At 60.9% G+C, this 15,167-nt stretch carries 16 protein-coding genes; 12 read left to right on the top strand and 4 right to left on the bottom strand.

Annotation, left to right across the window (positions count from 1 at the left end; genetic code table 11):
- Positions 1-84: 84 nt before the first annotated feature.
- Positions 85-1,017: an ACP S-malonyltransferase gene (gene fabD, locus E4T66_RS20550; protein WP_136851885.1), complete on the bottom strand. Its 933-nt coding sequence runs from the start codon at positions 1,015-1,017 to the stop codon at positions 85-87.
- A gap of 3 nt (positions 1,018-1,020) precedes the next feature.
- The gene (gene rrtA, locus E4T66_RS20555) at positions 1,021-1,650 is read right to left on the bottom strand and encodes a rhombosortase (RefSeq protein ID WP_248679829.1); all 630 of its coding nucleotides are present in this window, start codon (positions 1,648-1,650) and stop codon (positions 1,021-1,023) included.
- A 43-nt stretch (positions 1,651-1,693) separates the two neighbouring features.
- Between rrtA and gspG the strand changes: the two genes are divergently transcribed.
- The 10 genes from gspG to mnmA all read left to right on the top strand — a co-directional run bounded on the left by gspG (position 1,694) and on the right by mnmA (position 8,892).
- The gene (gene gspG / locus E4T66_RS20560) at positions 1,694-2,140 is read left to right on the top strand and encodes a type II secretion system major pseudopilin GspG (protein WP_136851945.1); all 447 of its coding nucleotides are present in this window, start codon (positions 1,694-1,696) and stop codon (positions 2,138-2,140) included.
- 85 nt (positions 2,141-2,225) lie between these two features.
- Positions 2,226-2,819, top strand: a complete 594-nt coding sequence (gene gspH / locus E4T66_RS20565) for a type II secretion system minor pseudopilin GspH (protein WP_169577753.1) — start codon at positions 2,226-2,228, stop codon at positions 2,817-2,819.
- Positions 2,816-3,208 (top strand): type II secretion system minor pseudopilin GspI, encoded by a 393-nt coding sequence (gene gspI / locus E4T66_RS20570; RefSeq protein ID WP_136851890.1) that lies wholly within the window; start codon positions 2,816-2,818, stop codon positions 3,206-3,208. The genes gspH and gspI overlap by 4 nt, the downstream gene beginning before the upstream one ends.
- Positions 3,205-3,837 carry a type II secretion system minor pseudopilin GspJ gene (gene gspJ, locus E4T66_RS20575; protein WP_136851892.1) on the top strand — a complete coding sequence of 211 codons (633 nt, stop codon included), beginning with the start codon at positions 3,205-3,207 and terminating at the stop codon, positions 3,835-3,837. The genes gspI and gspJ overlap by 4 nt, the downstream gene beginning before the upstream one ends.
- Positions 3,834-4,823, top strand: coding sequence for a type II secretion system minor pseudopilin GspK (gene gspK, locus E4T66_RS20580; RefSeq protein WP_136851895.1), 990 nt, complete (start codon positions 3,834-3,836; stop codon positions 4,821-4,823). Before gspJ ends, gspK begins: the two co-directional genes overlap by 4 nt.
- A complete protein-coding gene (gene gspL / locus E4T66_RS20585; protein ID WP_169577754.1) occupies positions 4,823-6,028 on the top strand; it encodes a type II secretion system protein GspL in 1,206 nt (401 codons plus the stop codon). The genes gspK and gspL overlap by 1 nt, the downstream gene beginning before the upstream one ends.
- A complete protein-coding gene (gspM, locus tag E4T66_RS20590; RefSeq protein ID WP_136851899.1) occupies positions 6,025-6,522 on the top strand; it encodes a type II secretion system protein GspM in 498 nt (165 codons plus the stop codon). The genes gspL and gspM overlap by 4 nt, the downstream gene beginning before the upstream one ends.
- 7 nt (positions 6,523-6,529) lie before the next feature.
- The gene (locus E4T66_RS20595) at positions 6,530-7,291 is read left to right on the top strand and encodes a type II secretion system protein N (RefSeq protein ID WP_136851901.1); all 762 of its coding nucleotides are present in this window, start codon (positions 6,530-6,532) and stop codon (positions 7,289-7,291) included.
- Positions 7,288-7,731, top strand: a complete 444-nt coding sequence (locus tag E4T66_RS20600) for an NUDIX hydrolase (protein WP_136851903.1) — start codon at positions 7,288-7,290, stop codon at positions 7,729-7,731. The genes E4T66_RS20595 and E4T66_RS20600 overlap by 4 nt, the downstream gene beginning before the upstream one ends.
- 33 nt (positions 7,732-7,764) lie before the next feature.
- Positions 7,765-8,892, top strand: coding sequence for a tRNA 2-thiouridine(34) synthase MnmA (gene mnmA, locus E4T66_RS20605; RefSeq protein WP_136851905.1), 1,128 nt, complete (start codon positions 7,765-7,767; stop codon positions 8,890-8,892).
- A 4-nt stretch (positions 8,893-8,896) separates the two neighbouring features.
- Here mnmA and folD read toward each other — a convergent pair whose 3' ends face one another.
- On the bottom strand, positions 8,897-9,739 hold the full coding sequence (gene folD / locus E4T66_RS20610; RefSeq protein WP_136851907.1) for a bifunctional methylenetetrahydrofolate dehydrogenase/methenyltetrahydrofolate cyclohydrolase FolD: 843 nt from the start codon (positions 9,737-9,739) through the stop codon (positions 8,897-8,899).
- Positions 9,740-9,937: 198 nt separating this feature from the next.
- Between folD and acnA the strand changes: the two genes are divergently transcribed.
- On the top strand, positions 9,938-12,607 hold the full coding sequence (gene acnA / locus E4T66_RS20615; protein ID WP_136851909.1) for an aconitate hydratase AcnA: 2,670 nt from the start codon (positions 9,938-9,940) through the stop codon (positions 12,605-12,607).
- 166 nt (positions 12,608-12,773) lie between these two features.
- Positions 12,774-13,547: a ParA family protein gene (locus E4T66_RS20620; protein ID WP_136851911.1), complete on the top strand. Its 774-nt coding sequence runs from the start codon at positions 12,774-12,776 to the stop codon at positions 13,545-13,547.
- A 115-nt stretch (positions 13,548-13,662) separates the two neighbouring features.
- Here E4T66_RS20620 and E4T66_RS20625 read toward each other — a convergent pair whose 3' ends face one another.
- Positions 13,663-15,087, bottom strand: coding sequence for a GGDEF domain-containing protein (locus E4T66_RS20625; protein WP_136851913.1), 1,425 nt, complete (start codon positions 15,085-15,087; stop codon positions 13,663-13,665).
- Positions 15,088-15,167: the final 80 nt, after the last annotated feature.

The following is a 15,167-nucleotide window of genomic DNA, read 5'->3' on the forward strand; positions in this document are numbered from 1 at the left end:
CGAATTTGGAAACGTTGAAGTCAGAGTGAAGATCAGTGAGTAAACGAAATTACCGTCGACAAGAATAGCATCGAACGCCGATGCTTATTGACCGATAAGAATGGTCGCGGCTTGCTCCAGCCCCATAGGTTCTTCGAGCGCTTGACAAGGCACAGACTTGGCGATGCGCTTGTTCAGGCCACACAGAACTTTGCCTGGCCCGCATTCGACAAAAGCTCCAACACCCTGTGCCACCAAGCTTTCAATGGTCTGGGTCCAGCGCACCGGCTGATGCAATTGATCACGCAGTACTGCGCGAATTGCATCGCCACCTCTCCCGGCCTGACCGTCAAGATTGTGCAACACCGGAATGACAGGCGCGTTAACCGTGACCTCGAGCATCTTTGCATGCAGCTGCTCGGCAGCTTCTCGCATTAGAGAGCAATGCGATGGCACCGACATCGGCACGCGCACTGCCATGCGGGCGCCCAGCGCCTTCGCATTGGCCAGCACCCACTCGATTGCGCCTGCATGTCCAGCAAGCACGACCTGTCCTGGAGAGTTGTAGTTGGCCGCTTCCAGCACGCCCTCACCATCGTACGCCGCGCAAAGTGCCGCAATCTGCGCGTCATCCAGGCCGATCACTGCCGCCATGCCGCCAACGCCCTCGGGCACCGCCGCCTGCATCAACTGTCCGCGCAACTCGACCAGCTTGAGTGCGTCAGCAAAACCCAGGCTTTGCGCTGCAACCAAAGCGCTGTATTCGCCGAGACTGTGCCCAGCCAAGGCGATCGGGTGCGGCACCCCGCGCGCGCACCAGACCCGCCACAGCGCAACATCCGCTGCCAGCAAAGCCGGCTGCGTACGCTCGGTACGATTAAGCTCTTCCACCGGGCCTTCGCTGACCAGCCGGCGCAAATCCCAGCCGAGCACGTCAGATGCTTCGTCGAAGGTTTGCGCAATCAGCGGCGAAGAATGCGCGGCCAGCATGCCAACGGTCTGGGATCCCTGCCCAGGGAACAATACTGCGTAACTCATTGATTACTCTTTTATATTGTCTTGTGCGGGCGACGCCTTGAAGGCCTCCTCGCCACGCAAGGTACGGAATACTGCCGTGTAAGCCAGTGCGCCGACAACTCCATACAGGTGCGATTCCGTCGCAACGTGCCCACCAATGGCCGCCTCGTCGGAAACCGGAGCCCCTGCAAAGAACTCCCAGGCGATCTTTGCAGTCAGATAGGCGAGACAGCCAGAGGCAATCAGATCGCGACGCATCACCTGCGGCAGCAGGCCCAGCACAAACAAACCGTGAATCACACCGGACATGCCGACGTATCGATGCATTTGCGGAACGAAGGCGAGCAGGCACAGGGTCATGAATACCGAAAGCCAGACCACCCGACGCAACCAAGCCCAACCACTCAGATTCTCCGGGCACAACAGCACCAGGACCAACACGCCCATCTGATTGAGAAACAGGTGATACCAGCCCAGATGGACAAAGTTCCCGGTCAGCAGGCGCCACCACTGCCCTTCCAGAATCAGTCCCCGATCGTAGGCAAATGCGGCGCGCCCCCAGTCGCCGAGGCACTCGGCAATCAACATCAACGCCATCAACACCAGCGGCGCGAACCAGATGCCGGCGGACCGATAAGGCGAATTTGATATCATCGATCAGATGTCCACTGCACAGACTGTCCCCTGCACCACCGATATGAATATCCAACAAAAATCTTCCATGCAACGCGGCTTTACGCTCATCGAAATCATGGTGGTCGTGGTCATTCTCGGCATTCTGGCAGCGGTTGTGGTTCCGAGAATTATGGATAACCCTGACAAGGCCCGCATTACCAAAGCCAAGCAGGATATTCGCGTCCTCGAGTCGACGCTGGAGCTGTACAAGCTCGACAACTTCAACTATCCATCGACACAGCAGGGTCTGGACGCGCTGGTCAAGAAGCCATCGGGAGAGCCCGATGCGCCAAATTACAAATCTGGCGGTTACGTCAAATCGCTACCCAAAGATCCCTGGGGAAACCCCTACCAGTATCTGCAGCCCGGCGCTCGCGGAGAGTTCGATCTGTTCTCGCTTGGCGCCGACAATCGCCCCGGCGGTGAAGGCGTCGCTGCAGACATCGGCAACTGGGACCTGAGCAGCTGACGCCGCTCGCGCGGCCATGCCGCGCCGGCTTCAGCCTCGGAATCCGGCGCGCCGCTCGCCAATGCCTCAGTCTCCGGCCCGCGCCATGAACGCCTGTCAGTCGCGCAGCATTTCAACCGGCTTCACGCTGGTTGAAATGCTGGTGGTCGTGCTGATCATCGGAATTCTGGTCACATTTGCCAGTCTGACCATTGGTAACCGCGCGGTATCCGACAAAATCGACACTGAAGCTGCGCGCATGACTCAGCTGTTTCAGCTGGCACAGGAAGAATCCGAACTGCGCGGACTGGAAATCGGATTTCTCTATACAGATGCGGGCTACGAATTTCTCGTTTTGGGCGACAACGGTCTTTGGGCGCCGATCGCCGAAGGTCCACTGCATGCACGCGCATTGCCCGCGCCCATCGAGTTCTCGCTGCGCGTCGAAGGACGCCCTGTGGCTCCTGCGCAAGCCGAAAGAGTAAAGGCGCGACCCGCAGCGAAAGATGAGGATGGCTCGGCTCAAACCGAAAAGTCTAGCGACACACCGCCACTGCAACCCCAGGTCCTGATTCTATCCAGCGGCGAGCTGACCGCATTCGAACTGGACATCGGCGCGGCCGAGCTGGACTACGTCCAGCACATCGAGGGCGATATTGTCGGCAAGATCACCTTGCAGCGCCGTCAGCTCAAGTCATGAAACGCCCAGCCACTGTCGCGCGGCCCGAACATGGATTTACTCTGGTCGAGATGCTGGTTGCCGTTGCAGTGCTGGCCATCGCCATGGCTGCCATTCTGTCCGGCATGGCGCGCTACGCGGACAATACGGCCCATCTGCGTGAGCGTACCTTGGCACTGTGGGTTGCACACAATCGCCTGACCGAAATCGAGCTGCAGCCCAAGTGGCCCGATGTCAGCAAATCGGACGGCGACATGGAGATGGGCGGACGCAGCTGGCGCTGGAAAGTCGAGGTCAAAAAAACCGAAGATCCTCATCTTCGCCGGATCGATATCCAGGTGCTGTCTCCAAATCGCGAGGGCAATGCCGCCACGCTGTCGAGCTTCATTGCTGACACGGGGCGTCAATGAAAGCCCCCGGTCGGCAGTCAGGCTTCACCCTGCTTGAGTTAATCGTCGTACTGGCCATCTTTGCCATCTTTGCCGTGATGGCCTACGGCGGTCTGGATTCGGTGCTGAAGACCCGCAAGCAGGTCGAGACGGCGCAGGACCGGATCGCGGAGCTGCAGCGCACTTACCTGCGACTGCGCAACGATTTTCAGCAAATGCGCCCACGCCCGATCCGGGACGGTTTTGGCGACGTTCAGCCGGCGCTAGCAGCAGGCGACGGCAGTTATGTGGAGTTCACTCGTGCCGGATGGCGCAATCCTCTGAACCTGCCACGCTCCGGGCTGCAACGTGTTGCCTATCGACTCGACGAGGACAAGCTGATTCGTTCGAGTTGGCGGGTACTGGATCGCGCGCAAGACAGTCAGCCCATCGATACGATCCTGTTGGATAAAGTCGAGGAAGTGCAATGGCGATATCTCGATGCCAGCCAGGTTTGGCACAGCCGCTGGCCGGACATTGATACCAACAGCAATCGTGGCGAAGCGGCGCCGCCGATCGGTGTTGAAGTTCGCATCCGCACCAAGGATGCCAGCGAGATCCACTTTCTGTTTGCTTTGGGCTCTCAACCACCGGGCAAGAAAACGCCATGATCCGGCGCAGCACGCCCAACCGCATAGTCCTGCGCAAACCCCGTACCAGCCAACGCCAGCAGGGCATCGCGCTGGTGACCGCCATTCTGGTCGTGGCGCTGGCTGCCATTGCCGCGACAGCGATTCTGAGCTCGGCGAATATCGCCATCCACCGCACCGCGAACCTGCAGAATTCAGAATATGCGTGGTGGTATGCCGATGGAGTTGAGTCGTGGATCAAATCGATCCTGGAGCGCGATCTTGACGAAAACCAGACCGACTCGCTGCAAGATGCCTGGGCCATGCCAATCGACTATCTGCCGATCGACAACGGCGCAATCCGTGGTCGCGTGGTGGATCTGCAGGGTCGCTTCAATCTGAACAATCTGGCGACAACTGATGCCGAGACACTCAAGAACCTCACCACAATCATGGCGCGATTGATGGAAATTGCAGGTGTCGACGACCCTTCTCAGGCACAGGCTCTGGTCAGCGCAATTCGTGACTGGATCGATGTCGACATCGAACCCACCGGGTACAACGGCGCTGAAGACAGCGAATACCTGAGCATGAATCCGCCGTACCGAACGGCCAATCGACTGATGTCGGATGAATCCGAGCTTCTCGCGGTACGTGGCGTGACCAAGGACATCTATTTCAAGCTGCGCCCATTTCTCTGCGCTGTTCCCGCTACGGACGTCACGATCAACGTGAATACGGCCGCGCCGGAACTGTTGACCGCTCTTTCGGCACAACAGCGTCCGGAGCTTGCAGAATTCGTCAGCCAACGCGCAGAAAAACCGGCGGAAAGCCCGCAGGCGCTGTTTGACACCGGAGTTTTCGCCGCCAATGATCCGGGCGCCAAGTTGATTGGAGTCAGCAGCAGCTATTTCCAGTCGCAGGTTGAAGTGTCCGTAGGCACGGGACATCTCAGCTTGTATAGTTCCTACATACGCCCTTCCGGTGGAATTCCGGCTGTCTACGGGCGCAGCACCGATACCCGATAGTGCGCGAAACTCTCTATATCAGACTGGGCGTGGTCGATCCTGACACGCCAGTAGCTTTCTGCATCGCCCGTGCCGACGCGGTGGCGTCGTTCGTGGTGGAGCATGCACCGCTGCGTGCGCTGGCTTCGCAGGCGGCGCATAGGCGCGTTGTTGTGCTGGTGCCGTCTGCCGACCTGAGATTGACCTCGGCGTCTATCCCGGCCCGTCAGGGTGCCAAGGCCCTGCAGGCGGCGCCGTTTTTCCTCGAAGACCAGCTCGCCGACGACATCGACGACCTTCATTTCGCGCTCGGCGCGCGCCAGGCCGATGGCGTTTGGCCGGTTGCGGTTGTCGGCCGCGAACGCATGAACGCGTGGCAGAGCCTGCTCAGCGACAGTGGCCTGCGTGCCGATGCGTTGATCCCTGACGCCTTGTCCCTGTCGGTGCCGGATGCACAACACTTCAGTGTCCTGATCGACGGCTCACAGGTCATTGTGCGCACCGACGCCAGTGGCGGCTTTGTCTGCCAGCGCGAAGACTTGGAGCTCTGTCTGGGCATTGCCGATCCGGACAAGGTCCGCACACTGCGCCTGATCGTGCCACGCGATCAGGCCTTTGATCCCAGCACCTTGAGCTGGCCGCACGAACTGTCGCACGGATTTGCCGAGCCGCTGGAAGCCCTGCTGCAGAATCTGCGCGGCAGCCAGCCGATCAACCTGCTGCAAGGGAACTATTCGATTCAGCAGGACTGGCTGCGCTATGCCGGCCCATGGCGTGTCGCGGCGGGACTCGCCGGCATCGCTTTTGTATTGGCCGCAGCCAACCATGGCGTGCAAGCGTACCGACTGGGTGCCGAGCTGGAGGCGCAGGACGCCGCAAATCGCCAGCGTTATCAGCAGATTTTCCCTGCCGAGACGCGCATCGTTGACCTGTCTGCACAGCTGGATCAACAGCTGACCAGGCTCAATGGTGGCCAGAGCGGCCCCGCCTTCGTCAGCCTGATGAGTGTGCTCGCCGAGGCCGTCGATGCTGTCAAAGGTCTGACCACACAGTCCGTGCAATTCCGCGAGGGTGCCCTGTATGTGAGTCTGAGCAGTGACAGCCTGCAGGCTCTCGAAAAACTGAAAGCCTGGTTCGAAACCTCGCGCCCAGCCCGGATGGAGGTGCAGTCGGCAAACGCCGGCAGTGAAGGCGTGCAAATCCGCATCAAGCTGAGCCCGGCATGAAAGAACAATTTGCCCGACTCCAGGCCGCGCTGCTGCAACTGAATCCGCGTGAACGAATCGCGGTCGGCACTGCGGCCGTCGTGGTGACGCTGACGCTAGTGTTTCTTCTGGTCTGGGATCCGCTGGCGCGCGCGCATCGCGATCGCGCTGAAGCGCTTGACCGGGCTCGTGCTCAGGCGCAGCAGATCGAACGTGCCGCGGCGCTGGTCAAACCCGGCAGCTCTGGCGGACGCACGGCCAATCTGAGCACCTCGCTGCTTACAGCAGTGGATACCACGAGTCGTTCGCCGGTCCTGGGCAAAGCGCCGTCGCGTGTGCAGCCCGAGGGCGATCGCGAAGTCAAGGTCTGGATCGAAGACGTGCCTTTTGCCAACGTGCTGCGCTGGCTCGATCAGTTGCAGACGCAGTATGCGATTTCCGCGAGCAGCGTCGAAATCGAGCGCAGCGATGTCAGCGGTCAGGTCAGCGGGCGGCTGACCCTGGTGCGACAGTAAATCAGCCATGAAAATGCGTTCTTTTCTGATCATTGGCCTGACCACATTCGTTCTGGCCCTGCTGGTCAAAACACCCGCAGCAACGGTGTACGGCTGGTTTGGCCATGCGATATCAGGCTCCCAGCTACGACTGTTCGGCATTGGCGGCTCACTCCTCAGCGGCCATGCCGACGCCGTCGTCGTTCGCGGCATTCCGGCGCTGAGCCGCGTCGAGTGGCGCCTGCAGCCGCTGAGCCTGCTGTTGGCACGCGCACAATTTCATCTTCATGCTGCCGGCGCGCCGATCCTTCTGGACGGCAAGGCCGCCGTCGGACTGGGGCCGGAACGGCTTGATGACCTCAAGGCCTCAAGCGATCTGCGCTCGCTGGCCGCCATTGCCGGCCAGCCCTTCGTCCCGATGCAGGGACAGATCGCATTGGATCTCGCCCACTTGCGTTTGCGGGACAACTGGCCAGTCTCCGCTGAGGGGCGCGCCACTGTCAGCAGTTTGAGCTGGTCGCTGGGACCGCAGCCGATCCCGTTGGGCAACTATCAGGCGGACTTCAGCAACGAAGGCGACGATCTGCTGGCGCTGATCAGTACTCTCTCCGGTCCTCTCGAGGTCAATGGCGATGCGCGCCTGAAAGGCGATCGCAGCTATGAACTGCATCTACAGCTGCGTCCCAAGCCCGACGCGCCGCCAATGATCGCGAATTTGCTGCGTTCAACCGGCGCGCCCGATGCGCAGGGCTATTTCCACTTGCGCCAGTCAGGCAAGGCTGCGCCATGAGTTGGAATCCGCATGTGGTCGTGGCCTGCGTGGTCGAACGCGACGGTCGCTTTCTGATCGTGGAAGAGCGCATCAACGGCGAACTGAAGCTGAACCAGCCCGCCGGTCACTGGGAACAGGGCGAAAGCCTGGTTGAAGGTGCGGTGCGCGAAGCGCTGGAAGAAACCGCGTGGGACGTTCGCCCCACCGCATTGCTGGGCCTGTACCACCATGACCCGGTCGACCTCGACTACGGCTTCCTGCGCATCGCGTTTGCAGCCGACGCCTTGGCGCACCATGCGGAGTGCGCATTGGATTCAGGGATCGAGCGCGCAGTCTGGATGAGTCGCGACGAACTCGCTGCCTGCAGGAATCTGCACCGCAGTCCGATGGTGCTACGCTGCATCGACGACTATCTGTCGGGCCGACGATTCCCGCTCGACCTGCTGGTCCATCTGTAGCGGCGGGCACGCCGTTCAGCCTCGAAGATTGCCATGTCTTCCATTGCTGCAAGGTCTGACGCGATGCCGCATGTCGTTGTCGGCATGTCCGGCGGTGTCGACTCATCGGTCGCAGCCTACCTGCTGAAACAACAGGGTTATCGCGTGTCCGGGTTGTTCATGGTCAACTGGACCGAGGACGAGGAAGGCTATTGCACTGCGGCTGAAGACTTTCAGGACGCTCGCCGCGTTGCCGAGGAGCTCGAGATCCCGTTGCATCGGGTGGATTTTTCAGCCGAGTACCGCGAACGTGTCTTCGCACACTTTCTGGCCGATTACGCTGCGGGCAAGACGCCGAATCCCGACGTTCTGTGCAACCGCGAAGTGAAATTTCAGCCGTTTCGGGAATACGCCCTGCGTCTCGGCGCGGACTTCATCGCCACCGGACACTACGCACGCATCGAACAGGCGGCTGACGGCCCGCAGCTGTGGCGCGCGGTCGACGATAACAAGGATCAGACCTATTTTCTGGCCGCAGTGGCGCGTGAACATTTTCGACAGACGCTGTTTCCGATCGGCCACCTGCGCAAGCCGGAGGTACGCGCACTCGCCGCACAGGCCGGGTTGCCGGTACACCAGAAAAAGGACTCGACCGGGATCTGCTTTATCGGCGAGCGCGAATTTCGCGAATTTCTCGGTCGCTATCTGAAAAGCGAACCCGGCCCCATTGTCGACGACAGCGGTCAGGAAATCGGCCGACACCAAGGCCTGAGCTACTACACCCTCGGTCAGCGCAAGGGACTGGGCATTGGCGGGACGCGTGGCGCCGCGGATGCGCCGTGGTATGTCGTCGAAAAGCAGGCCGCGTCACGCACTTTGATCGTCTCGCAGAATCCGCAGCATCCACGCCTGATGTGCCAGTCTCTGGAGACCGATACGTTCAACTGGCTAGCACCACCCCCTGGACGCGATCAAGCGATCAGTGCCCGCATTCGTCACCGGCAGGCACTCCAGGCCTGCCATGCCGAAGGCATCGGGGGACGGGTGCGAGTGCGTTTCGAGCAACCGCAGCGCGCCGCCGTGGCAGGTCAATACTGCGTACTGTACGACGGTGAACGCTGTCTCGGCGGTGGCGAGATTGCCGGCGTCCACAGCCTCGCCGACACCAGCCAACCACGCTGAAGCATCAGCGGCGCGCTGCGCGAGCAGCCTGCACCGTGTTCTGCATCAACATCGCAATGGTCATCGGGCCAACGCCACCGGGCACCGGCGTAATCCACGCCGCACGCTGACTCGCCACATCAAACTCGACATCGCCGCACAGTTTGCCGTCGGCGCCGCGATTGATGCCGACATCGATTACCGTCGCTCCGGGTTTGATCCACTCGCCTTTGACGAAACCCGGCTTGCCTACCGCTGCGACCACAATGTCCGCACCGGCAACCTTGCTGGCCAAGTCGCGCGTACGGCTATGGCAAACCGTCACCGTCGCGCGCGCCAGCAGCAGCTCCAGCGCCATCGGACGGCCAACGATCGTCGACGCCCCGACAACGACCGCGTCCCGACCGCTGGGGTCGATCCCCGCATGCTCGAGCATGCGCATCACGCCATAAGGGGTGCACGCGCGCAGCGTCGGGAGTTTCGCCGCCAGGCGCCCGAGGTTGTATGGATGGAAACCGTCGACGTCCTTGCGCGGGTCGATTGCCTCGATCACGGCCTCGAAATCGATCAGTGCCGGCAGCGGCGACTGCACCAGAATGCCGTGCACTGCCGGATCGGCGTTGAGCCGCGCAATCAGCGCCAGCAACTCACCCTGTGTGGTGGACGCTGGCAGCTCATGCGAAAACGAGGCAATGGCCGCACGTTCGCACGCGCGCTTCTTGTTGCGCACATAAACCGCCGAAGCGGGATCGTCCCCAACCAGGACCACCGCGAGACCGGGACGCAGGCCCTCCTGCTCAATTTCGGCGCGCAGGCGGTCAAGAATGGAATCAGCCAGCGGTTTGCCGTGAATCAGTTGTGCGGACATGGTGCGAAGTGCGGCCAAACGGGGCGGCATTGTGAAGCAGTCGGCGGTGCCTGTGCCACAGGATGCTCAGCGATCGACGATGACTTTGGTCGGAATACGCAAGAACCGCGCGGCTTTTCGATATAATTCGCCGCCGCTTTCGCCGCAACTATCGCGCGCGGGACGTTGACCTCTAGCCATTCCCGGGAGTTTCAAGCCATGACGGACAGCTTCAAAGCCAAGTCCACGCTCAACGTAGGGTCCAAGTCTTACAGCTACTACAGCCTGAAAGCACTGGAACCGAAGTTCAACATCGCCCGCCTGCCCTATTCGTACAAGATTCTCCTTGAGAACCTGCTGCGCCACGAAGACGGTCAGAACACCACGACGACCGAAATCGAGACGCTGGCCGGTGCCGATCTGAAGAAGCTGCCCGCCAAGGACATCGACTTCACTCCGGCGCGCGTGATCCTGCAGGATTTCACCGGCGTACCGTGCGTAGTCGACCTCGCCGCCATGCGCGACGCCATGAAAAACCTGGGCGGCGACATGTCCAAGGTCAATCCGCTGTGCCCGGTCGAGCTGGTCATCGACCATTCGGTGATGATTGATCACTACGGCACCAAGGACGCGCTCGACCTCAATGCCAAGGTCGAATTCCAGCGCAACGAAGAACGCTATACGTTCCTGCGCTGGGGCCAGGAAGCGCTGCAAAACTTCAAAGCCGTGCCGCCGGACACCGGCATCGTGCATCAGGTCAACATCGAATATCTCGCCCGCGTCGTGTTTGAGAACAGCGAGGGCATGCTGTACCCGGACAGCTGCTTCGGCACCGACAGCCACACGACCATGGTCAACGGCATTGGCGTGCTCGGCTGGGGCGTCGGCGGCATCGAAGCCGAAGCCGCCATGCTCGGCCAGCCGTCATCAATGCTGATGCCGGAAGTCATCGGTGTCCGCGTCACCGGCAAACTGGCCGAAGGCGCCACCGCCACCGATCTGGTACTGACTGTCACCGAGATGCTGCGCAAGCGCGGCGTGGTCGAAAAGTTCGTCGAATTCTTCGGCCCCGGCCTGGCCAACCTGTCGGCCTCCGACCGCAACACCATCGCCAACATGGGCCCGGAATACGGCGCCACCTGCGGCATCTTCCCGATCGACGAAGAGACCCTGAACTACCTGCGCCTGACCGGCCGCAGTGACGAGCAGATTGCCGTGGTCAAGGCCTATGCCCAAGCCCAGGGCATGTGGTGGACGCCGGACGCGCCGGAAGCCGAATACACCGATGTGCTGCATCTGGACCTGTCCACGATCCAGCCGTCGATGGCCGGCCCCAAGCGCCCGCAGGATCGCGTGCTGCTGACCGACGTCAAGGCCAACTTCCGCAAGGCCTTTGAAGGTGAGCAGAAGATGCGTCCGTCCGCGGGCCCGGCCACTGTCACCGACATGGGCCAGACCTACGAGCTGAAGGATGGCGCGGTGGTGATCGCCGCAATCACCTCCTGCACCAACACTTCGAATCCGAGCGTGCTGATTGGCGCCGGTCTGCTCGCCCGCAAGGCGCGCGCGCTGGGCCTGAAGAGCCAGCCCTGGGTCAAGACTTCACTGGCACCCGGATCCAAGGCCGTCACCGAGTATCTGAAAAAGGCCGGACTGGTCGAGGACCTGGAATACCTGGGCTTCAACATCGTCGCCTACGGCTGCACCACCTGCATCGGCAACTCGGGTCCGCTGAACGAGCCGATAGGCAAGGCAATCCAGGACAACAAGCTGTCGGTTTCTGCCGTGCTGTCGGGCAACCGCAACTTTGAAGGCCGTGTGCATCAGGACGTGCGCATGAACTACCTGGCGTCACCGCCTCTGGTCGTTGCCTACGCAATTGCCGGCAGCACCGATCTGGATCTGACCTCCGAACCGATCGGCAAGTCCAGCGATGGCAAGGATGTCTTCCTGAAGGATATCTGGCCGTCCAACAAGGAAATTTCCGACACCGTCGCGCAGGCAGTCACCGCGGATCTGTTCAAAGCCAGCTACGCCGATGTCCTCAAGGGCGACGCGCGCTGGCAGGGCATCAAGATCAGCAAGTCGGAGACCTATCCCTGGGACAGCAAGTCGACCTACGTCGCCAACCCGCCGTACTTTAACGGCATGACGATGACGCCTCCGGGCATCCAGCCGATTCTTGGCGCACGCTGCCTCGCGCTGCTGGGCGACTCGATCACCACCGACCATATCAGCCCGGCCGGCGTGATCAAGCAGGACGGCCCTGCCGGCAAGTTCCTCGAGGCTCACGGGGTGGCCAAGGCCGACTTCAACTCGTTCGGCTCGCGTCGCGGCAATCACGAGATCATGATGCGCGGCACCTTTGCCAACACCCGCATCAAGAACGCAATGACCCCGGGCGTTGAAGGCGGTGTATCCAAGTACATCGGCAAGGACGGCAGCGCCGGTCCGGTCGAAGCGATCTATGACGTCGCCATGAAGCACCAGGCCGATGGCACGCCGCTGGTCGTGCTGGCAGGCAAGGAATACGGCACCGGTTCGTCGCGTGACTGGGCGGCCAAGGGCACGATCCTGCTCGGCGTCAAGGCAGTCATTTCCGAAAGCTTCGAGCGCATCCACCGCTCGAATCTGGTCGGCATGGGCGTGCTGCCGCTGAACTTCGTGGACGGCCAGAGTGCCCAGAGCCTGGGCCTGGACGGCACCGAGACCTTCGACTTTGACGGCTTGGTCAGCGGCGCCACCGAAGTCAGCGTCAAAGCCACCAAGGCCGACGGCAGTGTCGTCGCCTTCAAGGCCAAGGTACGCATCAACACGCCGAAGGAATGGGAGTATTACGCCCACGGCGGCGTGCTGCAGTACATGCTGCGCCAGATGGCGGCAGCATAATTGCGACGACGATAAGTCGAGGGGGCGCTTCGGCGCCCCCTTTTTTGTCGGGTGAAGAACGGATCGTCAGAACCGTCAAGCCGCATTGGCGTGGATTTCGCTTGTTCGAAATCACTTACACTGCAGCCCTTTCTCGCAGTACTCACATCAACGGCTGATGGCAAGCATGACTACACGCGTTGTTTTCAATCAGAAAGGCGGCGTCGGCAAAACAACGATCGTCTGCAATCTCGCGGCGATTGCAGCATCCCAGGGTCTGCGCACCCTGGTGATCGATCTGGATACCCAGGGCAACGCGACGCAATACCTGACCGGATCGTCGCCGACCAAACCGGACCGTACGATCGGCGACTTTTTCGATTCGACGCTGAGCTTTTCGCTGAATCCGCAGCCATTTGTCACCTATTCCAGCAACACGCCTTTCGACAATCTGGACGTCGTGGCTGCTGATCCCCGGCTGGACGAGCTTGCGGTCAAGCTGGAAGCCAAGCAGAAGATTTACAAGTTCCGCGACGCCTTGCGCAAATTGCGGGGCTACGACGCCGTGTTCATCGACACGCCGCCCGCGCTGAATTTTTATTCACGCTCTGCGCTGATTGCCGCTGACAGCGTGCTGATTCCGTTTGATTGCGATGAATTCGCGCGGCAGGCGCTGTACACCTTGCTCGACAACATCGCCGAGATCCGCGCTGATCACAATGACAACCTGGAAATCGGCGGCATTGTCGTCAACCAGTTCCAGTCGCGTTCCAAACTCCCCACGCGTCTGGTCGAGGAATTGCGCGCCGAAGGGCGCCCCCTGTTCGAACAGGCTCTCAGCAGCTCGGTGAAGGTCAAGGAATCACACGAAAACTACACGCCGCTGATTTACCTCGACCGCAGCCACCGGGTAACGCAGGAATATCTTGCGCTGTACAACTCGCTCGACTCAGAGGCGTGAAGACTTCTCTGCCGGATCGGTGCTGAACGCACGGACTCACACGGACCTGGATTCGGTCAGAGACATCGGTATCTCGCGCCGCCTCTGAGTTGCTGCGGCCTGAGGACAGCACGGTTCATGCAGCGTAGTCCTGCATCAGCTCGATCCGGTTGCGGCCATTCTGTTTGGCCCGATACAGCATCTTGTCCGCGGCACGCATGACTGCATGCCCGTCCGGTCCGTGTGTCGGCAACTCAGCGATGCCGATGGAAACCGTCAAGACGCCAAGCGAGCGCCCACGGTGCTCGACGCGGCTCATTTCCAGCGCGGTCCGAATCGCCTCGGCGCGGCGCGCCGCTTCGCCGATCGACGTTCCGGGCAGCAGCAGTAGGAATTCCTCGCCGCCGTAACGGCAGGCAATGTCGGTGCTGCGGACACTGCCTTGCAGCAGGCGCGCAAAGGTTTTCAGCGCGACATCACCCGCGTCGTGACCATAGCTGTCGTTCAATGCCTTGAACCGATCGAGATCGAACATCACGACACACAAAACGCTGTTGGAACGTAGCGCCCGAGCTTCCTCCAACGGCAAAGCCTCATCGAGAAAGCGGCGATTGAACAGCCCGGTCAGCGGATCTCGAATCGATTTCGCCAGCAGGTTTTCGCGCAAGCGGATATTCGCCAATGCGACCGACGCGCGTTCGCGCAGTGTTTCGATCAAGGCGCGGACATGTGCATCGCTTGAGTCGACAAGACCTCGGAACTGGACAACACCGAGAATTTCCTCGTTTGCCTGCAAAGGTACACAAAGGTGCTCGTGACCATCAAAGCGGAACAAGCTGCACTTGGCGACACAGTCGGCGTCCTGAGCTGCAACGTCTTCGACGGCGACCGCCTGGCAGTCATCCATGGGCAACACGTGACCGCTCAGTTCAGGGTCTCCCCAATACGCTGAAACATCCGCCAGCGTTGACTGCGGTCTGGCCAGAAAAACCGCACCGGCGACGCCCAGCTTCAGGTCGTCGGCAGCCGAAGAAACAACCGCGCCAAATTCCTCGAGCGAATCAGCCTTCTGCAGCTGATCGCTCATCCTATTGAGACGGTCCAGCTCAGCGCTGCGCGCGTTGAGCAGCTCCAGCGTCTGCGCGAACTTGGCGTTGACCAGCTCCAGTTCCCGCATGTCGTTTTCACGCTGAGCGATATAGCGGTCCGCCACCGGCACCAGAGGCCACAGGAATATCGCCGTTGCCACGGACACCAGCGCGGTGATCAGCTTGGCGATCGCGTCAAGCCAGTACGCCGGCTGCCAGATATTCAGTACCGCAATCAGATGCGTCGTCCCGCACGCGAAGATGAAAACGCCGAACAGCAGGAACATCCAATGAAACTGGATGTGCCTGCGACGCCGCAGAAATACGAGCAGTGCCAGCGGAATCGAGTAGTACGCCAGCGCGATTGCCATGTCGGAAATCACCATCGTCCATAGCAGACCCGGTGACCACGCGAAGCAATAGCCATGAGGCAGGAAGCCCGATTGACTGAACGTGTCTAGAAATCCTGCCAAGGTAGTCTCGTGCCACTGCTATCTGCAATGGAAGCTACTACGATTGGCGCACCTGAACAGATGCTGCGAGGAAGGACGGC

Origin of the sequence: Sinimarinibacterium arenosum (assembly GCF_005047655.1) — a bacterium.
Classification (GTDB): Bacteria; Pseudomonadota; Gammaproteobacteria; order Nevskiales; family Nevskiaceae; genus Solimonas.